At 69.2% G+C, this 20,018-nt stretch carries 16 protein-coding genes; 12 read left to right on the top strand and 4 right to left on the bottom strand.

Annotated elements, in window-relative coordinates; all coding sequences use genetic code 11:
* Window positions 1-21 precede the first annotated feature (21 nt).
* Genes Q0P60_RS17065 through Q0P60_RS17030 form a run of 8 tightly spaced genes read left to right on the top strand, consistent with a single transcriptional unit; the run spans window position 22 to window position 10,708 of the window.
* Entirely contained in the window at window positions 22-1,656 is a 1,635-nt protein-coding gene (locus tag Q0P60_RS17065; protein WP_294996257.1) for a TldD/PmbA family protein, read from the top strand.
* Window positions 1,657-1,677: 21 nt separating this feature from the next.
* On the top strand, window positions 1,678-3,012 hold the full coding sequence (locus Q0P60_RS17060) for a TldD/PmbA family protein (RefSeq protein WP_294996254.1): 1,335 nt from the start codon (window positions 1,678-1,680) through the stop codon (window positions 3,010-3,012).
* A complete protein-coding gene (locus Q0P60_RS17055) occupies window positions 3,012-3,719 on the top strand; it encodes a DUF4159 domain-containing protein (protein ID WP_294996250.1) in 708 nt (235 codons plus the stop codon). The genes Q0P60_RS17060 and Q0P60_RS17055 overlap by 1 nt, the downstream gene beginning before the upstream one ends.
* A gap of 13 nt (window positions 3,720-3,732) precedes the next feature.
* Complete coding sequence (locus tag Q0P60_RS17050; protein WP_294996248.1) at window positions 3,733-4,716, top strand: MoxR family ATPase; 984 nt, start codon at window positions 3,733-3,735, stop codon at window positions 4,714-4,716.
* A gap of 7 nt (window positions 4,717-4,723) precedes the next feature.
* Complete coding sequence (locus Q0P60_RS17045; RefSeq protein ID WP_294996245.1) at window positions 4,724-5,620, top strand: DUF58 domain-containing protein; 897 nt, start codon at window positions 4,724-4,726, stop codon at window positions 5,618-5,620.
* Window positions 5,617-6,738 (top strand): BatA domain-containing protein, encoded by a 1,122-nt coding sequence (locus tag Q0P60_RS17040; protein WP_294996244.1) that lies wholly within the window; start codon window positions 5,617-5,619, stop codon window positions 6,736-6,738. The genes Q0P60_RS17045 and Q0P60_RS17040 overlap by 4 nt, the downstream gene beginning before the upstream one ends.
* The gene (locus Q0P60_RS17035) at window positions 6,735-8,903 is read left to right on the top strand and encodes a hypothetical protein (protein WP_294996241.1); all 2,169 of its coding nucleotides are present in this window, start codon (window positions 6,735-6,737) and stop codon (window positions 8,901-8,903) included. The genes Q0P60_RS17040 and Q0P60_RS17035 overlap by 4 nt, the downstream gene beginning before the upstream one ends.
* Window positions 8,900-10,708 carry a hypothetical protein gene (locus tag Q0P60_RS17030; RefSeq protein WP_294996238.1) on the top strand — a complete coding sequence of 603 codons (1,809 nt, stop codon included), beginning with the start codon at window positions 8,900-8,902 and terminating at the stop codon, window positions 10,706-10,708. The genes Q0P60_RS17035 and Q0P60_RS17030 overlap by 4 nt, the downstream gene beginning before the upstream one ends.
* Before the next feature lie 169 nt (window positions 10,709-10,877).
* On the opposite strand, the gene Q0P60_RS17025 is transcribed toward Q0P60_RS17030, so the two are convergent.
* Complete coding sequence (locus tag Q0P60_RS17025) at window positions 10,878-11,555, bottom strand: hypothetical protein (protein WP_294996235.1); 678 nt, start codon at window positions 11,553-11,555, stop codon at window positions 10,878-10,880.
* A 39-nt stretch (window positions 11,556-11,594) separates the two neighbouring features.
* Window positions 11,595-12,116 carry a hypothetical protein gene (locus tag Q0P60_RS17020; protein ID WP_294996232.1) on the bottom strand — a complete coding sequence of 174 codons (522 nt, stop codon included), beginning with the start codon at window positions 12,114-12,116 and terminating at the stop codon, window positions 11,595-11,597.
* Between the two features lie 218 nt (window positions 12,117-12,334).
* Between Q0P60_RS17020 and Q0P60_RS17015 the strand changes: the two genes are divergently transcribed.
* From Q0P60_RS17015 to Q0P60_RS17005, 3 genes are all read left to right on the top strand, one after another.
* Window positions 12,335-14,824 (top strand): DEAD/DEAH box helicase, encoded by a 2,490-nt coding sequence (locus tag Q0P60_RS17015; RefSeq protein ID WP_294996229.1) that lies wholly within the window; start codon window positions 12,335-12,337, stop codon window positions 14,822-14,824.
* A complete protein-coding gene (locus Q0P60_RS17010; RefSeq protein ID WP_294996226.1) occupies window positions 14,821-15,843 on the top strand; it encodes a ribonuclease H-like domain-containing protein in 1,023 nt (340 codons plus the stop codon). The genes Q0P60_RS17015 and Q0P60_RS17010 overlap by 4 nt, the downstream gene beginning before the upstream one ends.
* 77 nt (window positions 15,844-15,920) lie before the next feature.
* Window positions 15,921-16,238: an I78 family peptidase inhibitor gene (locus tag Q0P60_RS17005; protein ID WP_294996223.1), complete on the top strand. Its 318-nt coding sequence runs from the start codon at window positions 15,921-15,923 to the stop codon at window positions 16,236-16,238.
* A 67-nt stretch (window positions 16,239-16,305) separates the two neighbouring features.
* Here Q0P60_RS17005 and Q0P60_RS17000 read toward each other — a convergent pair whose 3' ends face one another.
* The gene (locus Q0P60_RS17000) at window positions 16,306-18,291 is read right to left on the bottom strand and encodes a M56 family metallopeptidase (protein ID WP_294996220.1); all 1,986 of its coding nucleotides are present in this window, start codon (window positions 18,289-18,291) and stop codon (window positions 16,306-16,308) included.
* Window positions 18,292-18,294: 3 nt separating this feature from the next.
* Window positions 18,295-18,681 carry a BlaI/MecI/CopY family transcriptional regulator gene (locus Q0P60_RS16995; protein WP_294996217.1) on the bottom strand — a complete coding sequence of 129 codons (387 nt, stop codon included), beginning with the start codon at window positions 18,679-18,681 and terminating at the stop codon, window positions 18,295-18,297.
* Between the two features lie 190 nt (window positions 18,682-18,871).
* Between Q0P60_RS16995 and Q0P60_RS16990 the strand changes: the two genes are divergently transcribed.
* Window positions 18,872-19,954: a serine hydrolase domain-containing protein gene (locus tag Q0P60_RS16990; RefSeq protein WP_294996214.1), complete on the top strand. Its 1,083-nt coding sequence runs from the start codon at window positions 18,872-18,874 to the stop codon at window positions 19,952-19,954.
* Window positions 19,955-20,018: the final 64 nt, after the last annotated feature.

Below are 20,018 nucleotides of genomic sequence, written 5' to 3'. Positions count from 1 at the left end.
CCTTCGACATGGAGAGCAGCCTTGCAAAGACGTGACTTCCTGGCCCTGACCGGGCTTACCGCGGGCGGGCTGATCGTGCCCTCCTTCTTCGGCAAGGTGATTGCCGCCGAGCAGCTGCAGTCCAGCCTCGACCCGGCGTTGAAGAAGCGCCTGGCCGATGCCGCGCTGCAGGCCGCGCGCGGCGCCGGCGCCACCTACTGCGACGTGCGCATCGGCCGCTACCTGCGGCAGTTCGTGATCACCCGCGAGGACAAGGTGCAGAACGTGGTGAACACCGAGTCCACCGGCGTCGGCATCCGCGTGATCGTCAACGGTGCCTGGGGCTTCGCCGCCACCAATGCGCTGGGCACCGCCGATGTGGCCAAGGCCGCACAGCAGGCGGCGGCAATCGCCAAGGCCAACGCCGGCGTGCAGACCGCCCCGGTGCAGCTGGCCAAGGCACCCGGCGTGGGTGAGGTCAGCTGGCGCACCCCGATCCGCAAGAACGCGATGGACGTGCCGATCAAGGACAAGGTCGGCCTGCTGCTGGACGTCAACGCCGCCGCGATGGGCGCCGGCGCCAGCTTCGTCAATTCGATGCTGTTCCTGGTCAACGAGCAGAAGTACTTCGCCTCCACCGATGGCTCCTACATCGACCAGGACGTGCACCGCATCTGGGCACCGATGACGGTGACCGCCATCGACAAGTCCAGCGGCAAGTTCCGCACCCGTTCCGGCCTGTCCTCACCGATGGGGCTGGGCTACGAGTACCTGGACGGCGCCTCCGCCGGCAAGATCGTCGGCCCCAACGGCGTGGTCAACTACAGCTCCTCCTACGACATGAAGGAAGACGCCATCGCTGCCGCCAGGCAGGCGCAGGAGAAGCTGAAGGCGCCCTCGGTGAAGCCGGGCAAGTACGACCTGGTGCTCGACCCGTCGCACACCTGGCTGACCATCCACGAGTCGATCGGCCACCCGCTGGAACTGGACCGCGTGCTCGGCTACGAAGCCAACTACGCCGGCACCAGCTTCGCCACCCTGGACAAGCGCGAGCAGCACTTCCAGTACGGCAGCGAGCTGGTCAACATCTTCGCCGACAAGACCCAGCCGGGCAGCCTCGGCGCGGTGGCGTACGACGACGAAGGCGTGAAGTGCAAGCGCTGGGACCTGATCAGCAACGGCAAGCTGGTGGACTACCAGACCATCCGCGACCAGGCCCACATCCTCGGCAAGACCGAATCCGACGGCTGCTGCTATGCCGATTCGTGGTCCAGCGTGCAGTTCCAGCGCATGGCCAACGTGTCGATGGCGCCGGGCAAGAAACCGCTGAGCGTGCCGGACCTGATCAAGGACGTGGAGAACGGCATCTACATCATCGGTGACGGCTCGTTCTCGATCGACCAGCAGCGCTACAACGCGCAGTTCGGCGGCCAGCTGTTCTACGAGATCAAGAACGGCCAGATCACCCGCATGCTGGAGGACGTGGCCTACCAGATCCGCACGCCGGAATTCTGGAATGCCTGCACCGCCGTGGCCGACGAGCGCGACTACCGCCTGGGCGGTTCGTTCTTCGACGGCAAGGGCCAGCCGGGCCAGGTCTCGGCGGTCTCGCACGGTTCGTCGACCGCGCGCTTCAACGGCATCAACGTCATCAACACCGCACGCAGACTCGGCTGACCGGTCAGGAGCCCTTACACCATGAGTATCTTCACCGAAGCCCAGGCCAAGGCCATCCTCGACAAGGTCATCGCCCTGTCCAAGGCCGATGAGTGCACCGCCGTTCTGGCCGGCGGGATCAGCGGCAACATCCGTTTCGCGCTGAACAACGTCTCCACCAGCGGTATCGTCGACAACACCGAGCTGGCGGTCACCGTCGCCTTCGGCAAGCGCGTCGGCACCGCCTCGATCAACGAGTTCGACGATGCCGCGCTGGAACGCGTGGTGCGCCGTGCCGAGGACCTGGCGCGCCTGGCCCCGGAGAACCCGGAGTTCATGCCGGCCATCGGCAAGCAGAACTACCGCGCCAGCCCGACCTTCAGCGAGTCCACCGCCGCGATCGACCCGGCCTTCCGCGCCAAGGTTGCCGCCGATTCGATCGCGCCGTGCCGCGGCCATGGCCTGATCGCCGCCGGCTTCCTCGAGGACGGCCAGGGCTTCCAGGCCACCGCCAACAGCAACGGCAACTTCGCCTACCAGCGCACCACCAGCTTCGATTACACCTGCACCGTGCGTACCGAAGACGGCCGCGGTTCGGGCTGGGTCGGCCGCAACCTGAAGGATGCGGCCGACTTCAAGGCCGACCAGGACATCCGCATCGCCATGCGCAAGGCCACCGAATCAGCCGAAGCCAAGGCACTGGAGCCGGGCAAGTACACGGTCATCCTGGAACCGGCCGCCGCCGCGGGCCTGATCAGCTTCATGATGAACTTCTTCAGTGCACGCTCGGCCGATGAAGGCCGCAGCTTCCTGTCGAAGAAGGGCGGTGGCAACAAGCTGGGCGAGCAGGTCTACGACCCGCGCGTGACCATGATCGCCGACCCGTGGCATCCGGATGCCCCGGTGCTGCCGTGGGACAACGACGGCCTGCCGCGCGAGCGCATGGCCATCATCGAGAACGGCAAGGTCGCCAACCTGGATTACTCGCGTTTCTGGGCGCAGAAGCAGGGCAAGACCGCCAAGGCCTCGCCGGGCAACCTGCTGATGAGCGGCGGCGACAAGAGCACCGCCGAACTGGTGCGCGGCACCCAGAAGGGCATCCTGGTCACCCGCACCTGGTACATCCGCATGGTCGATCCGCAGACCGTGCTGCTGACCGGCCTGACCCGCGACGGCACCTTCTACATCGAGAACGGCCAGATCAAGCACCCGGTGAAGAACTTCCGCTTCAACGAATCGCCGGTGATCATGCTCAACAACATCGAGGAGCTGGGCAAGCCGGTGCGCGTGGCCGGCGATGAATCCAGCTACGTGATGATGATCCCGCCGATGAAGCTGCGCGACTTCACCTTCACCTCGCTGTCCGACGCAGTCTGATGGATCGCCGGGCCTGCCTGCGCTGGTTGGCCGCTGCCGCTTCGGCGGCGGCGCTGCCAGCCTGGGCCCAGGCAGGCCCGCGCAGTTCGCGCTACGACTTCTGGTTCACCCGCCTGCAGTACGACTCCGGTGACTGGGACGTGGATGCGCGCATGCCGTCCAACCTGATCACCTCGCTGATCGACTACACCTCGCTGCGCGTGGACCCGCAGGAACACGTGGTGGCCCTGGCCGACCCGCGCATGCTGGAGGCGCCGTTCTGCTACCTGGCCGGGCATACGCTGGTCGAATTCAACGCCGCCGAGCGGCAGAACTTCGTGCGCTATGTGCGCAATGGCGGCTTCGTCTTCGTCGACGACTGCAACCATGACATCGATGGCCTGTTCGCCACCTCGTTCGAAGCGCAGATGGGTCGCCTGTTCGGGCCGAAGGCACTGCAGAAGCTGCCCAACAGCCACGCCCTGTACCGCAGCTTCTTCCGCTTCCCCGACGGCCCGCCCGCCACCAGCTTCGAACTCAACGGCTGGGGCGACGACCTGGTGCACGATTACCTGAAGGGCATCGACGTCGATGGCCGCCTCGGCCTGCTCTACAGCAACAAGGACTACGGCTGCGAGTGGGACTACGACTGGCGCAACAAGCGCTTCCTGGCCGAAGACAACACCCGATTCGGCGTCAACATCGTGATGTACGCACTGAACAACTGACCGGACCGCACCCATGACCAGCCCCGACCTCGATTCCCTGCTGCCGCGCCTGCATGAACTGCGCAGCGCCCTGGCCCATGCCGTGGTCGGCCAGCACACGGTGGTCGAGCAGCTGCTGATCGGCCTGCTGGCCGGCGGCCACTGCCTGCTGGAGGGCGCGCCCGGGCTGGGCAAGACCCTGCTGGTGCGTTCGCTCGGCCAGGCGCTGGAGCTGCAGTTCCGGCGCGTGCAGTTCACCCCCGACCTGATGCCCAGCGACATCCTCGGCACCGAACTGCTGGAAGAGGACCACGGCACCGGCCACCGTCATTTCCGTTTCCAGCAGGGTCCGATCTTCACCAACCTGCTGCTGGCCGACGAGCTCAACCGTACCCCGCCCAAGACCCAGGCCGCGCTGCTGGAAGCGATGCAGGAACGCACGGTCAGCTACGCCGGCACCACCTACGCGCTGCCCGCCCCGTTCTTCGTGCTGGCCACGCAGAATCCGATCGAGCAGGCCGGCACCTACCCGCTGCCGGAAGCGCAGCTGGACCGCTTCCTGCTGCACGTGCTGGTGGACTACCCGAGCGAGGACGAGGAGCGGCAGATCCTGGAACAGACCACCAGCGGCGCCACCGACGCGGTGCCGAAGGTGATGGATGCCGCAGCGGTGATCGCATTGCAGGCCGCAGTGCGCCAGGTGCACGTCAGCCCTGATGTACTGGCCTGGATCACCCGCCTGGTACGTGCCAGCCGGCCGGGCGACGGTGCACCCGCCGCGATCAACCAGTGGGTGAAGTGGGGCGCCGGTCCGCGTGCCGGCCAGTCGCTGGTGCTTGCCGCCAAGGCACGCGCCCTGCTGCAGGGCCGCTTCGCCGCCACCCGCGAGGATGTGCAGGCCCTGGCCGCACCGGTGATGCGCCATCGCCTGCTGTTGTCGTTCGCCGCCGAGGCCGAGCAGAAGCGTGCCGACGATGTGGTCGCGGCCCTGCTGCAGGCCGTACCGTTCCCGGGTTGATCCAGGCGTGAGCGCGGGCACTCCGCTGACCCTGCCGCCGGAACTGCGGGCGCGCCTGCGCCTGCTGCGGTTGCGGCCGCGCCTGGCCAGCGGTGCAAGCGGCATCGGCCAGCACGCCAGCCGCAGCCGCGGAGCCGGCCTTGAGTTCGCCCAGTACCGTGCCTACGAGCCTGGCGACGAACTGCGCCAGATCGACTGGAAGCTGTATGCACGCTCGGATCGCTTCTTCGTTCGCGAGTCCGAGCGCGAAAGCCCGATCACGGTCTGGCTGCTGCTCGATGCCACCGCCTCGGCCGGCCAGGCCGATCGCGTGGCGTCCCAGCGCACCCGCCTGGACCACATGCGGGGCGTCGCCGCGTGCGTGGTCGAACTGGCCCTGCAGCAGGGCGACCGGTTCGGCCTGCTGGCGATCAATGGCGATGGACTGCAGCTGGTGCCCGCAGCGAACGGCGCACGCCAGCGTGACCGCGTGCACCTGCACCTTCATGCGCTGCAGACGCGCGGTGGCTGGCCTGCGGCCGATCGCCTGCGCCCGCTGTGGGAGCGCGTGCGTCCGGGCGACCTGCTGCTGGCGGTCGGTGATGGCTTCGACGAGGCCGGCATCGTGCTGCTGGAACAACTGGCCAGCGCACGCCGCGAAGTGGCCCTGCTGCAGATCCTGACCGCCGACGAACGCGACTTCCCGTTCGACGCCAGCCATCGCTTCCGCGATCCGGAGACCGGCGAGGAACTGCTGGGCGATGGCGCGGCGATCCGCAGCGACTACCTGCAGCGCTTCGCTGGCGCACGCAGCGCATTGCAGTCGCGCCTGCAGGCCAGCGGCATCGCCAGCGCCACCGGCTGGCTCGATCAGCCGCTGGACCAGCCACTGCAGGCGCTGTTCGGCCGCGGAGGCGATGCATGAACCTGCTGTTCCCGCTGGGGCTGGCCGCGCTGGCCGCCTGGCTGCTGCCGCTGCTGATCCACCTCGCCCGCCGTCATCCGTATACGCCGCTGGATTTCGCTGCACTGCGCTGGCTGCGTGCGCAGATCCGTCCGCGCCAGCGCATCCGCTTCGATGACTGGCCGTTGCTGCTGGTGCGCCTGCTGTTGCTGGCTGTGCTGGCATTGCTGCTGGCACGGCCAGCACTGACCGGCCCCGCGCCGGCCCCCGATGCGTGGACGGTGGTGGCACCAGGACTGGATGCCACGGCGCTGCGTGGCACGGCCAGGGAAGGCAACTGGCATTGGCTGGCGCCCGGCTTCCCGGCCATTGATCAGGCGCCTCCCACTTCCTCGGCCTCCCTGCCCAGCCTGCTGCGCGAACTGGATGCACAACTGCCTGCGGGCACCGCATTGACCGTGCACGTTCCCGATCCCCTGCCCGGCCTGGATGGCGCCCGCCTGCAGCTGTCGCGTGAGGTGCAATGGCACACGCAGCCGATGACGCTCACGCCGCAACCGAATGCCGCGGCGATGCCGCGTCTGCGCGCGCACAGCGATGCTTCGGCCGCCACCCAGCACTGGTTGAATGCACTGCAGCGCGCGTGGGGGGTGCAGGCACCGCCCTCGCCCTTGGCCGGGGATGCCGTGCCCGAGCGCGGCGAAATCGGCGTGTGGAGCCGCCGCGATGCACTGCCAGCAAACTGGCAGACGTGGCTGCGCGACGGCGGTCGTGTCATGACGGCCGGTAAGCCTGCTGCCAGCGCCAGCATCGTGCTGCGCGACGCCCAGGGCGCACCGCTGCTGTGGCAGCAACGCATCGGCCGCGGCTATCTGCTGGCGCTGCCGGGTGACTGGAATGCCAACAGCAACGCTGCGCTGCGCGATCCACAGTTCCCGCGTGCCCTGCTGCTGGCGCTGCAGCCGCCCCCGGCTCCGCGCCTGGGCGATGCACGTGACCAGGCACCGCACCGAACCGCATTGCCTGCTGCAACACCGCCGCTGCGAGAGCCGACGCCTTGGCTGTTGCTGACCCTCGTGCTGCTGTTCGCGCTGGAGCGCTGGATGGCCAGCAATAGCCGACGCAGGGTGGCCGCATGACCACTCTGCAGCACGCCTGGCACGGCGCGCGCCGCCGCCGTGCGCTCATCATCCTGTTACTGGGCCTGCCGTGGGCGCTGGCCGCAACGCTGCTGACGCTGCGTCTGGCAGGCTTCGATATCGCCTGCGTGGTTGGCACGGCCAGTCTGCTTGCGTGTGCGGCCTTCGCCACTGCGCGTGCCCGCCAGCTGGACCGGCAGTGGCTGCAGCGCCAGCTCGATGGCAGTGGTGCCAGCGAGGACAGTGCCGATCTGCTGTTCGCCGATGCCCCCACGCTCAATCCGCTGCAGCAGCGTCAGCGTGCGCATGTGCTGGCCACGCTGGAACGCGCGATGCCGGAACTGCGTCCGCGCTGGCCGCGTGGAGCACTGGCGCTGTGCTGGATTGCAGGCCTGGCCATTGTTGTGCTGGCACTCGGCTGGCCGCGTTCGAACCCCGCTTCCGCGCCTGCCCGTACGTCGGCGCCTGGCAGCACGGCTGCCGCGGGCCCGCTGCGCCTGCAGTCCACCCGCCTGCGTATCGACGCGCCGGCCTATACCGGCCAGGCCACGCTTACCCAGAATGCACTGGATGCCAAAGTCGCCGCCGACAGTCGGCTGTCCTGGTCGCTGCGCTTCGACCGCGCACCGGACAAGGCATGGCTGCAGTTCCACGATGGTCGCCGGTTGCCGCTGAGCGAGCACGAAGGGCAATGGCAGGCGCAGGATGTGGCACGCACCCCAGTGCTGTACCGCGTGGTGAGCGAACCGGCACTGGCAGAGACCCGCCTGCATCGGCTGGATGTGGTGGCCGACCGTGCACCCAGCGTGCGCGTACTCGAGCCCGCGGCCAGCCTGGTGCTGGGCACGCCCGGGCAACGCCAGTGGGCGCTGCGCTTCGAAGCGGGCGACGACTACGGTGTCGCGGCGCAGGCAACGCTGTCGATCACCACCACCCAGGGCAGCGGTGAGAACATCACCTTCGTGAAGCGCAGCGTCACGCTTGCCGGCAGCGGCGAAGCCACCGCGCGGCGTTTCACCCATACCCTTGATCTTGCTGCGCTGGGCGCACAGCCCGGCAACGATGTGATCGCCCAGCTGGAAGTGCGCGACAATCATGCACCCACGCCACAGACGGGGCGCAGCAGCAGCGTGATCCTGCGCCTGCCCAGCGCCGAAGTCGCGCTCGGTGCAGAGCTGGAAGGCCGCATCAAGAAAACCCTGCCTGCGTACTTCCGCAGCCAGCGGCAGATCATCATCGATGCCGAAGCGCTGATCCGGCAGCGACGCAGCCTGGCCGCCGAGGACTTCGTCAAGCGCAGCGATGCGATCGGCGTCGACCAGCGCATCCTGCGCCTGCGCTATGGCCAGTTCCTGGGTGAGGAAAGCGAAGGTGCGCCGAAGCCACCGCCGACCAGCGACCTGCCCACCAGCGATACGCCCACCGCAGACGACCACGATCACGACGACGATCACGACCATGGCGCCGATGGCGGGGCGCACGACGCGCATGGCCACGATCACGGCGGCAAGGCGGCCAATGCCGATACGCCACCGGTGTTCGGCAGCGCCACCGACGTGCTCTCGGAATACGGACACACCCATGACCACGCCGAGGCGGCCACCCTCCTCGATCCGCAGACCCGCGCCACGTTGAAGGCCGCGCTCGACCAGATGTGGTCGGCCGAAGGCGAGCTGCGCCAGGGCCGACCGGAGCAGGCATTGCCCTTCGCCTACAAGGCATTGGGCTTCATCAAGCAGGTGCAGCAGGCCGAGCGCATCTATCTGGCCCGTGTCGGACCGGAGCTGCCACCGATCGATGAAGGCCGCCGCCTCGGCGGTGACCGTGCCGGGCTGGCCAGTCGTGAACTGCCGCTGGCCGCCCGCACCCCGCCCGATCCGGCCATCGTTGAAGCCTGGCAGCGTCTCGGTGACGACACCGGCGCGCCGGATCTGGATGCGCTCGCGACCTGGCAGCAGCGCAACGCGGCCTACCTGCCCGATGCACTCGATCTGGCTGCGGCCATCGAGCAGCTGCGCATCGAGCCCGGCTGCCGTGATTGCCGCCAGCGCCTGCGCGCGCAGCTGTGGCGGGCGTTGCAGCGCCCGCTGCCGCAACCGATGCGGCGCCCTGCGGCCGATGCGATGGGCCAGCGCTACCTCGACGCGCTGGAGGCGCAGCCATGAACGCCTCCGCTGTGAACCTGTGGATTGCAGTGGCACTTGCTGTGGTCGTGGTCATCGCCAGCGTGCGCCAGTTGCGTGGAAACACCGCGCATCCTGGCCACCGGTGGATCGTGATCGCACTGCAGACCATCGTCGCCGCGCTGCTGTATTTCTGCCTGGTGCCGCCCACCCTCCAGCAACCTGCAGGCGGGATGGTGGTGCTCGGAACCGATGCCGGCACGGCCGGCGCACTCCCGGCCAGCGAAGGCCCGCTGTTGCTGTTGCCGGAAGCAACCGATATACCCGGCGCACAGCGCGTACCCGACCTGGCCACCGCGCTGCGCCAGCATCCGGCCGCCACGCTGACACTGGTCGGTGCTGGCCTGGTCGCACGTGATCGCGATGCGTTGTTGCCGCCGGATGTACGTTGGCAGGCCGCACCGGCGCCGCGCGGCTGGATCGCGCTGCAACCACCGGCCGATGTCGCTCCCGGTGCTCGTTTTGAAATCCAGGCACAGGCGCGTGGCGCGGCCAAGGCGAAAGCAGAGCTGCTCGACCCCGCCGACAGCGTGGTTGATCGCACGGACGTTGCCGAGGACGGGCGCGTGAAGCTCAGCGGCATCGCCCGCGCCGCAGGCCGCAGCGTGTTCCAGCTGCGGCTGCTCGATGCCGACGGCCATGTGGTGGACAGCGTGCCGGTGCCGCAGCAGACCCTGCCGGCATCGCCGCTGCGCCTGCTGGCGCGTGCCGGTGCACCGGGTCCGGAACTGAAGTACCTGCGGCGTTGGGCGGCCGATGCCGGCATCCGCGTGCAGGTGCAGGCCGATGCCGGGGCGGGCGTCAGCGTGGGAGATGGCGCGGTCGCGCTGGATGCGACGTCACTCGCGCGCAGCGATCTGCTGCTGCTGGACGAACGCAGCCTGGCCGCATTGAGTGCCGTCCAGCTGGCTGCCGTGCGGCAGGCGTTGCGCGAAGGACTGGGCGTGCTGGTACGCAGTGCGGGCGCACCTTCGGCCAACGCGCGCCAGCGCCTGCAGGATCTTGGTCTACCGGTGCAAGGCGATGGCAGCAGCCACGCCCTCGAACTTCCCGGCGACGGCGACAGCGCGGTCCTCGCCGCACGGCGTGGCCCGCTCGCCGCGGGTACGCTGCCGACCGGCTACGGCGAAGAGGCTGACCGCAGCTCGCACAATGCTCCCCTGCCTGCGCTGGAAGCACTCGCGCTGCAGGCACCGGGCAGCACCGCCCTGCTGCAGGATGGCTCGGGCAAGGCTGTCGGTGGCTGGCGCGCGGTCGGCAAGGGCCGCATCGGCCTGCTACCGCTGACCGACAGCTGGCGCTGGGTACTGGCCGGCCGCGATGACCGCCACGGCGAACTGTGGAGCGGCGTGGTGGCCATGCTGGCACGTGCACAGGGCAGCGCTGATGCGCTGTGGTCGCCACAGCCGATCGGCTGGGCCGGCGAACGACAGGCCCTGTGCGGGGTGCAGGCGCCGCTGCAGGCGTTCAACGCGCGCGGCGAAGGCCTGCCGCTGATGGTCGACGGCGCGGCCTCGACCCTGCGCTGCGCCGGCTGGTGGCCCACCGAAGCCGGCTGGCAGCGCCTGCAGTACGGCGACAGCACCGTGTGGCGCTATGTGTTCGACCCGAAGGATGCACCGACGCTACATCGGCAGGCGATGATCGATGCGACCACCCAGGTGCTTGCAGACGCGACCGCTGCCAGCACCCCGGCGACGCAGCCGGTTGCCGGATCACGCTGGCCGTGGTGGCTGGCGTTCGTGTTGTGCGCATCGCTGCTGTGGTGGCTGGAGCGGCGGCGCTGATCACGGGGTCGGATCACCGGGTCGCGGATCACCGGGTCGGATCACGGGGTCGGATCCCTTTCGCCTGCGAAAGGGCTCTGACCCCATCCATGGCACGCCGACCAAGGTCGGCCGCTACCGAGGGGCTCTGACCCCAACCATGCAGGCATCATCCACGCATGGCGTGGATCTACGGATGGCTGCCTGCGCGCCGGTACACGCCGTTGAAGCGCACGTTCATGCCACCACATTCGCTGTTGTCGGCCACGATCAGCACCTCGCCCAGCGAGTGCACGCGCACCCTGCAGGTGTCCTCGATGAACTCGACATCGGCGCCGCGCGGAAGCGCACGTGCCTCCACCTGGCCGATGTTCGGTCCATACGGGCGCTGTTCCGGCGTCGGATTGGCAGAGGGCCAGTAGGCATCGCCCGCCACCTGCAGCTGACCGCCCTGCACGGTGATGCGCAGGCCGTTGTCGCCGTCCTTCCAGTGGCCCGCCCAGTCCTGCAGCGACGGTACCGCCACCGGCAGGGGGTGCAGCTTGCGGCTATCCACCCAGCCGGCGCTGCCACCCACCTTGTTCGGGAAGAACGCGCAGCGATAGCGGCCCAGGTCGCTGCCGGTCACCACGGTATCGCCGTTGACCACATAGCTGCGCTGGCGGCAGGCCGGCTCGCCCTTGGCCGGGCAGCCGTCCATGTCGCCCAGCAGGTACAGGCGCGGCGCATCGACCACCCGTGCCAGGGCGAAGTGGCGCTGTTCGGACGGGAACGCGCCATTGCGGCAGGTGCCGTCGCCCGCGCTGCCGGCAGCAAAGGCGGACGCCGGCAGCAACACGGCCAGCAGGCAGAACGATCGCAGGGACATGGCAACGGTACCGGTGAAGGAGCCGGCAGGATAACCGGGCTACTTCACCGGCGGCGCACCACACCCGTCCTGCGTCTGGCAGAACCGCAGCGCACGCTGCTGTTGTTCGGCGCTGAGCTCCGGCGGCGGCCGCGCAACCGCAGACTGGATCTGGTCCGGCCCACCGGTGAGCTTGTTCAGGCCCCTGCCCGCCGCCATCACGCCCTTGACCACGCCCATCATGATGTAGCCGCCACTCAGGCTGACCTGCTCCGGCGACGGCGGCTCGCGCCAGTCACGGCTGAAGCGGTTGTCGCCGAACTTCACCGGGTTCTTGAAGCGGTACAGGTCCAGCGGCTGATCGTCTTCGGGCTTCAGCGCACGCACTTCCCCCAGCGTGGTCACGTTGTCCTGCGGCAGGCTCGTCGACACCGGTGCCGGCGTGGCCGCCGGCAGCTGCGCAGGAGGCGCCGGGGCGGGATCGGCCCCAGCCACCGGCGCGGTCTGCTGCGCCTGCGCGATGCCGGCCAGCAACAGGCCGGCCAGGAATGCTCCCTGCGTTCCACGTCGTGCCACCGCCATCCACCCTGTTGGTTGCGTCCAGCGCCTGAGGATACGGAAGCCGGCTTCAGATTTCGTTGCGGCGGCGGTGGGTTGTTCAGCGCCGGGCGCAACAACCGCGCCTGCGATCGGTGCAACCGCACTGAACGGTTCACTCCATCCCAGCGCCGTGTCTCACATCCTGAGACCTGAGTGTGGTGCCATGTCACCCCTCGTAAAACGTCCCGGCTCCACCCTCCATGGCCTACGAACTCGCCAAGCGCACCGCCGATGCGGAGCAGAAGCTCGCCACCCGCGATGGCCTGCCGGCCCGCGACGGCGCCCTGCTCAGCGCACGCCTGCAGCGCCGCTACCAGGACCGCATCACCGGCAGCTTCGCCATTCCCGGCCGTGAGGGCCGCTACGCGCCGCTGCCCGACTCGGTACCGCCGGCGCTGGCCGCGGCACTGAAGGCGCGTGGCATCGAGCAGCTGTACAGCCACCAGGCCGAGGCCTGGGAAGCCAGCCAGCGCGGCGAGCACGTCGCCATCGTCACCCCCACCGCCAGCGGCAAGTCACTGTGCTACACCCTGCCGGTGGTCAGTGCGGCCATGCAGGACAAGGCCAAGGCGCTGTACCTGTTCCCGACCAAGGCGCTGGCCCAGGACCAGGTGGCGGAGCTGCTGGAGCTCAACCGTGCCGGCGACCTCGGGGTGAGGGCCTTCACCTTCGACGGCGACACCCCCGGTGATGCACGCCAGGCGATCCGCCTGCACGGCGACATCGTGGTCTCCAACCCGGACATGCTGCACCAGGCCATCCTGCCGCATCACACCAAGTGGGCGCAGTTCTTCGAGAACCTGCGCTACATCGTCATCGACGAGGTGCACACCTACCGCGGCGTGTTCGGCAGCCACGTCACCAACGTGCTGCGCCGGCTCAAGCGCATCTGCGCGTTCTACGGCGTGCAACCGCAGTTCATCCTGTGCTCGGCCACCATCGGCAACCCGCAGGCACATGCCGAGGCGCTCATCGAGGCGCCGGTCACCGCCATCACCGAGTCCGGCGCGCCCAGCGGCCCGAAGCAGGTGCTGCTGTGGAACCCGCCGGTGATCAACCCGGACCTGGGCCTGCGCGCCTCGGCACGCTCGCAGAGCAACCGCATCGCGCGCATCGCGATCAAGTCCGGGCTGAAGACCCTGGTGTTCGCACAGACCCGGTTGATGGTCGAAGTGCTGACCAAGTACCTGAAGGACATCTTCGACCACGATCCGCGCAAGCCGCCGCGGATCCGTGCCTATCGTGGCGGTTACCTGCCCACCGAACGCCGCGAGACCGAGCGCGCGATGCGTGCCGGCAGCATCGACGGCATCGTCAGCACCTCGGCGCTGGAGCTGGGCGTGGACATCGGCAGCCTGGACGTGGTGATCCTCAACGGCTATCCCGGCAGCGTGGCCGCCACCTGGCAGCGTTTCGGCCGCGCTGGCCGCCGCCAGCAGCCGGCACTGGGGGTGATGGTGGCCAGCTCGCAGCCGCTGGACCAGTACGTGGTGCGCCATCCGGACTTCTTCGCCGAAGCCTCGCCCGAACATGCGCGCATCGCACCCGACCAGCCGCTGATCCTGTTCGACCACATCCGCTGCGCGGCATTCGAGCTGCCGTTCCGGGTCGGCGATGGTTTCGGCCCGATCGATCCGGAAGTGTTCCTGGAAGCGCTGGCGGAAACCGAGGTGATCCACCGCGAAGGCGAGCGCTGGGAGTGGATCGCCGACAGCTACCCGGCCAACGCGGTCAGCCTGCGTGCAGTGGCCGATGGCAACTTCGTGGTGGTCGACCGCAGTGATGGCCGCCAGCAGATCATCGCCGAAGTCGATTACTCCGCTGCCGCGCTCACCCTGTACGAAGGCGCCATCCACATGGTGCAGTCCACGCCGTACCAGGTGGAAACGCTGGACTGGGAGGGTCGCAAGGCCTACGTCACCCGCACCCATGTCGACTACTACACCGACAGCATCGACTTCACCAAGCTCAAGGTGCTGGACCGCTTCGATGGCGGCGTGGCCGGCCGCGGCGATTCGCACCACGGCGAGGTGCACGTGGTGCGCCGCGTCGCCGGCTACAAGAAGATCCGCTACTACACCCACGAGAACATCGGCTACGGCCCGGTCAACCTGCCCGATCAGGAGCTGCATACCACCGCGGTGTGGTGGCAGCTGCCGCAGGCCCTGTTGCTGCGCGCGTTCGCCAGCAGGCAGGACGCCCTGGATGGCTTCCTCGGTGCCGCCTATGCACTGCACATCGTCGCCACCGTGGCGGTGATGGCCGACGCCCGCGACCTGCAGAAATCGGTCGGCAACGGGGATGGCGCGTGGTTCGCCATCGCCGACCAGAGCGGCCGTGGCCAGCTGCGCGGCAGCAATGGCGACCCCGGCGTGGTGGAGCTGCTGCAGGAATTCGTGCCGACCGTGTACCTGTACGACAACTTCCCCGGCGGCGTCGGCCTCAGCGAACCGCTGTGGCAACGCCAGGCCGAACTGGTGCAGCGCGCGCGCGAGCTGGTGCAGCGCTGCGACTGCAAGGCCGGCTGCCCGGCCTGCGTGGGCCCGGTACTGGCCGCGCAGGAACAGGATGAGACCTCGCCGCGTGCGTTGGCACTGCGCGTGCTCGACCTGTTCGATGCCGACGCCTGCCAGCACGTCCCCGACGTGGTGGTGACCCCACGCGAGCCGATGGAGCTGCTGGCACCGTGAGCCTGAGCCTGGACAAGCTGCGCCTGCTGCGCAGGCAGGCCGGCGACGCCAAGGCGGTCACGCCGGCAGCGCCGGAGCCGCCCGCCACGCCGCCGGCTCCGGTGGCCGCCAACGATGCGCGGCAACCGCCCGCCGAGCGTTCGGTATTCGCCTGGGTCGAACAGGAAATCCGCCACAAGCCGACCGGCACCGCAGCCCCCACCGCGGCCCCCGCAACGCTGCGCCGTCCGGAAGTGGGCAGCCTGCATCGCCTGCTCGGCCTGCGCAGTCGTGGTGAGGCGACGCCGGTACGCGCCAGTGCACGCGATCGCCAGCTGCCGGGTGAGGAGATCGCACCCGGCCTGTTCCTGATCGAGTCGCTGCAGCCACAGCCGATTCCAGTGGCACCGCTGTCGCTCGCCTTCGCCCGGCGCGAGAACGAGCAGGTGAGCGCAGGTGACCTGCTGTTCTTCGATACCGAGACCACCGGCCTGGCCGGCGGCACCGGCACCCGCGCCTTCATGATCGGCGCTGCGGACTGGCATGCCTGCCCGCAACGCGGCGAAGGCCTGCGCATCCGCCAGCTGCTGATCTCGACGATGGCCGCAGAGGACGCGATGCTGGCGACCTTCGCCAGCTGGTTGCGGCCCAGCACCGTGTTCTGCAGCTACAACGGCCGCAGCTACGACGCGCCCCTGCTGAAGACACGCTACCGGCTGGCGCGCCAGCCCGACCCGATCAGCCCACGGGACCATGTGGACCTGCTCTATCCCACCCGCCGCCGCTATCGCGGCAGCTGGGAGAACTGCAAGCTGTCCACCATCGAACGCCAGCTGCTGCGCGTGGTGCGCGAGGATGACCTGCCAGGCTCGGAAGCACCGGGCGCGTGGCTGCGCTTCCTGCGCGGTGGTGACGCGATCAACCTGCGACGGGTTGCCGACCACAACCACCAGGACGTGGTGACGCTGGCCCTGCTGCTGCAACGGCTGGTGCAGGAGGAACAGCGTGAGCGCGAGACCCTGGCGCTGGTCGGGCAGTAGCGGCCGTGAGCCGCGTTGACACATCCTGACGGAAAGGGCGGTAACACTGCCCGCTCATCCACGCCTGGAGCCCAACAATGCGCCTGTCCCCCCTGATCCTGCTCGGCATTCTTCCGCTGGCCGCGTGCAGCCATGCCGGCAGCAGCACGGCCGATGCGTCCACGCCGCCGCCCGCAGCGGCCGAAGCTGCGCATGAGTGCCGGCCGGACACGCTCGAGGCGTTCACCGGCAAGCCGGCGGACGAGGCCACCGTGAAGCAGCTGGTCGCTGCCAGTGGCGCGCGCAACGCGCGGGTGGTCAAGCCGGGCATGGCGGTGACCATGGACTTCCGCCAGGACCGGGTGACCGTGCAGGTGGATGCGCAGAACCGGATCGAACGCGCCAGCTGCGGTTGATCGACCCGGGGGAGTGCCGGCCGCTGGCCGGCACCCCACCTTGCCGGCCAACGGCCGGCACTACCGCTCAGAGCCGCTCGGCCTTGCCGCTGGCCAGTGCGCGCGCGATCACCTGCAGCGTCTGCTCCGAGGTCTGTGCATGCACGCGTGCCTGGCGCTCGCCCAGCGCCGCCTGCTGGCTTCCCAGTGCGGCCTGGCGGCGGGCCAGTTCAGCCTGCTCCTTTGCCAGCCGGTTGATATCAGCACTGCGGCTGGACCGCGCGGCCTCGGAGCGGGCCTCCTGTATCGCACGCCGCGCCTCGGCGGCGGCCTCACGGGCAGCCTCGCGGGCAACGGCAGCGTCACTGCTCGCACCGCGCGCCGCCTTCGCCGCTTCCGCAGCGGCCTCGCGATTGATGTCGTGCGCGGCCATCGCGCTGCGTGCGGCCTCGGCGGCGACCAGCGCGATACGCTGCGCCTCCTCACCCTGCAGGCGGCCCATCTCGCCCATCTGCTTGCCCAGCTCGCCCTGCTGGCGACCCAGCGCACTCTGCTGCTGGCCCAGTTCACCCTGCTGGCGGCCCAGATCGGCCGCAACGCTGTAGGCGCGCTGCAGGCGCTGGATCAACATCGGGTCACGCACCACGTAGCGCTTGTCGCCCTGGCGGAACCACAGTGCCGGACCCTTGCCGAGCTGCTTGCGCGCCAGCGTCACGTCGTCCATGCCGCCATTGGCGAAGGCCGAATCACCATCGACCAGCACGAACGCCTGGCTGGGCGACTTGCCCAGGTCCAGCTGGCCATAGGTGGTGATGGACGTGGTGGAGGTCGTGGTGCTGTGGTGCGGCTCGTCGCTATCGCTGGCATCGTCGAAGGCGGCCACATCGGCCTCATCGGGACCGGCCGGTTCCTCGGCGTCGGCCGGTTCGGCCGGCGCCGCAGGGGCAACCGGCACCGCCGGAACCCGTGCGGACAGCGCAGGCGCCGGGGGGGCCTTCGGAGCAGGCGGCGGCAGCGCGGCCTTCGGTGCCGCCGGAGGCGCGGGCGGAGCCGGCGGCACCGGCGCAGCGACCAGACGCATCGGTGCCACGCCCACCACCACGATCACGGCGGTCAGCGCCATCGCCAGGATGCGCGGGCAGGCCCGGCGCGGCTGCAGTGAAAGCAGGCGACGCTTGAGGCTGGTGGTATCCGGCGCGGCACTGGCCACGCCCAGGTGCGGCTGCGGTGCCACGCCCAGCTGCAGCAGCAGGCGGCCATAGGCCTGGCGGCTGGCACCATGCTGGCCAACCACCGCCGCATCCACCGCTTCCTCGCGGGCCTGTGCGTATTCGCGCACCGACAGGCGCAGCAACGGATGGAAGAAGAACAGGTGCTGCGCCAGTGCCGGCAGCAGGCCCCACTGCAGGTCACGCCGCTGCAGGTGCTGCAGTTCATGGGTCAGCGCCAGGTCCAGCGCATCACCCTGCAGGGCGTTGTCGCCGGCCGGCAGCAGCAGCACCGGGCGGAACGGCCCGACCAGCTGTGGTGCGTCCACCTGCGCGCTCATCCACAGGCGCGGCACCGGGCGCACGCCGTGCGCATCCGAGGCCAGCTGCAGCGCCTGCACCAGCGCCTGGTCCTCGCAGGGATAAGAGGCGGCCAGCAGCGCGCGGCAACGCCGCCACTCACCGAAGGTGCGCACTGCCATCACCAGCACGCCGGACAACCACAGCGCGGCCAGCGCGACCGCCCACCAGGCCACCGGCGGCACGTCGGCCGCAGGCATCGGCATCGCCACCAGCAGCGGCGCCGAGGCGTCCACGGCCAGCGGATGGGCCATCTCGGTCATCACTTCGGTGGTGGTCATCGCCACCGCCTGCGGCGCCGGCAGCCAGGCCAGCTGCAACGGCTGACTCCAGAACAGGCCCAGTACGGCCTGCAGCGAGACCAGCCACCACAGGCGGCAACGTGTCGCCGCCGACAGTGACGGCAGCGCGCGGCACGCCCCGTACACCAGCGCCACCAGCAGCACGGTCTGCAGGCTGGTCCAGCCCAGCCGTTCCAGCATCGGGATCAGCATCGTGGTGTCCATGGCTCAGCCCTCGTGGCGACGCGATTGGAGTTGGGCGACCAGCGCTTCCAGTTCGGCCAGCTCGTTGTCGCTGACCTGCTGGCGCTGCGACAGGTAGGCCACGAACGGCGACACCGACCCCTGCAGGGTGTTGTCGACGAACTGGGCCACAGCGCCCTGCAGCACGCTTTCCGGGCCACGGGTGGCCTGGTAGCGGTAGACGCCGTCCTGCTGCTGGCGCTGAAGATACCCCTTCGCCCGCAGCCGCTCCATCATCGTCAGCACGGTGGAGCGGGCCAGCCCACGGGGCTCGGCGTAGCCACTGGCGACCTCGCCGACAGTGGCCGGCGCATGTTCATCGATGTACTGCAGCAGGGCCAGTTCCTGGTCCCCGATCGTCTTGCCACGCATGACACCACTCCCTTGACTACACGTGTCGCCACTGTCGGCGTGACGACAACTGTAGTCAACCCCCCGAAAGTCATGGGCCGACGAACGGTAGGGGGCCGGGCTGCTTAAACCTTTTTCCCCACCATCGCATCCGAACCTCGACGCCCCGCCGGAATTCCGCATGTTCCGCCCAACGCTTCGAGTCGTGCTCATGCTCATCAGCGCCCTGCCCCTCCCCGCCCTGTCCTTGCCCGCGGTATCCGCCAGCCAGGAACCGGCCAACGACCAGACCCGCCGCCTGGTCCGCCAGATCATGCTGGAGCAGCGTATTCCGGGGTTGCAGATCGCCGTGGTCAAGGAAGGGCAGATCGTGCTGTCCGAGGCCTACGGGCTGGCCAATGTCGAGAACGGCGTACCCGCTTCGCGCGACACCCGCTTCCCGCTCAATTCGGCCACCAAGGCGTTCACCGGCGTGGCCGTGGCGCAGCTGGCACAGCAGGGTCGGCTGGATCTGGATGCACCGGCTTCGCGTTACCTGGATGATCTGCCGGCCGCATGGCGGCAGGTGCGCGTGCGCCAGTTGCTGGCGCACACCTCGGGACTGCCGGATATCCTCGATGCGAATGGACTGCTCGGCGGTGGGTCCGAAGCGCAGGCCTGGGCGGCGGTCACCGCGCGGCCGGTCGAAGCAGCCCCCGGGCAGCGCTTCGCCTACAACCAGACCAACTACGTGCTGCTGGCACGGATCATCGCCAGGCAATCCGGCATGCCCTACGAGCGCTTCCTCGCCACCAGCCAGTTCAGCAGCGCGCGCATGGCGCGCACCACCTTCGGCGACAGCTATGACCTGATCCCGCAGATGGCAACGATGTACAGCCTGGCCCCGCGCGCCACCGACGCCGCTGATGCACCGGCGCGCCTGTCGCACTGGTTCTACGACATGCCGCCTTCGCTATGGGCCGGTGGCGGCATCCTCACCACCGCGGATGACACGGCGCGCTGGCTGCTCGCGGTGATGGATGGCCCGCTGTTGCAGGCATCTGCACGGCAACGCATGTGGACGCCCGAACGCCTGGCCGATGGCCGCGCCGGCCCGTGGGCCGGCGGATGGCCGGTGCTGCGTGCAGCACCCGATCTGCAGGTTGCCGGAATCGGCGGCGCACGCTCGGCCTTCCTGGTCTATCCCGAACGCGGCGTGGCAGTGGTGGTGCTGACCAATCTTGTCGGTGCCAATCCGCAGCAGTTCATTCCACGCATTGCCGATCTTTATGCGCCTGCGGTGACCGTGCCCTGAGGCTGCCGGCCAGCGGCCGGCACTACCGGAGCATCGGCCGCGCCGACGGCCATTTCCGGCAGAA

It is taken from the genome of uncultured Stenotrophomonas sp. (assembly GCF_945952405.1).
Classification (GTDB): domain Bacteria; phylum Pseudomonadota; class Gammaproteobacteria; order Xanthomonadales; family Xanthomonadaceae; genus Stenotrophomonas.
The sequence above is the reverse complement of the archived record's forward strand: the minus strand, read 5'-3'. Positions and strand labels throughout refer to the sequence as shown.

What these genes read in the sequence shown, in the direction of transcription:
- Q0P60_RS17030 (WP_294996238.1), top strand. Translation starts at nt 8,900, where the DNA reads ATGAACGCCTCCGCTGTGAACCTGTGGATTGCAGTGGCACTTGCTGTG.
- Q0P60_RS17000 (WP_294996220.1), bottom strand. Translation starts at nt 18,291, where the DNA reads ATGGACACCACGATGCTGATCCCGATGCTGGAACGGCTGGGCTGGACC.
- Q0P60_RS17050 (WP_294996248.1), top strand. Translation starts at nt 3,733, where the DNA reads ATGACCAGCCCCGACCTCGATTCCCTGCTGCCGCGCCTGCATGAACTG.
- Q0P60_RS17015 (WP_294996229.1), top strand. Translation starts at nt 12,335, where the DNA reads ATGGCCTACGAACTCGCCAAGCGCACCGCCGATGCGGAGCAGAAGCTC.
- Q0P60_RS17020 (WP_294996232.1), bottom strand. Translation starts at nt 12,116, where the DNA reads ATGGCGGTGGCACGACGTGGAACGCAGGGAGCATTCCTGGCCGGCCTG.
- Q0P60_RS17035 (WP_294996241.1), top strand. Translation starts at nt 6,735, where the DNA reads ATGACCACTCTGCAGCACGCCTGGCACGGCGCGCGCCGCCGCCGTGCG.
- Q0P60_RS17025 (WP_294996235.1), bottom strand. Translation starts at nt 11,555, where the DNA reads ATGTCCCTGCGATCGTTCTGCCTGCTGGCCGTGTTGCTGCCGGCGTCC.
- Q0P60_RS17055 (WP_294996250.1), top strand. Translation starts at nt 3,012, where the DNA reads ATGGATCGCCGGGCCTGCCTGCGCTGGTTGGCCGCTGCCGCTTCGGCG.
- Q0P60_RS17040 (WP_294996244.1), top strand. Translation starts at nt 5,617, where the DNA reads ATGAACCTGCTGTTCCCGCTGGGGCTGGCCGCGCTGGCCGCCTGGCTG.
- Q0P60_RS16990 (WP_294996214.1), top strand. Translation starts at nt 18,872, where the DNA reads ATGCTCATCAGCGCCCTGCCCCTCCCCGCCCTGTCCTTGCCCGCGGTA.
- Q0P60_RS17005 (WP_294996223.1), top strand. Translation starts at nt 15,921, where the DNA reads ATGCGCCTGTCCCCCCTGATCCTGCTCGGCATTCTTCCGCTGGCCGCG.
- Q0P60_RS16995 (WP_294996217.1), bottom strand. Translation starts at nt 18,681, where the DNA reads ATGCGTGGCAAGACGATCGGGGACCAGGAACTGGCCCTGCTGCAGTAC.
- Q0P60_RS17060 (WP_294996254.1), top strand. Translation starts at nt 1,678, where the DNA reads ATGAGTATCTTCACCGAAGCCCAGGCCAAGGCCATCCTCGACAAGGTC.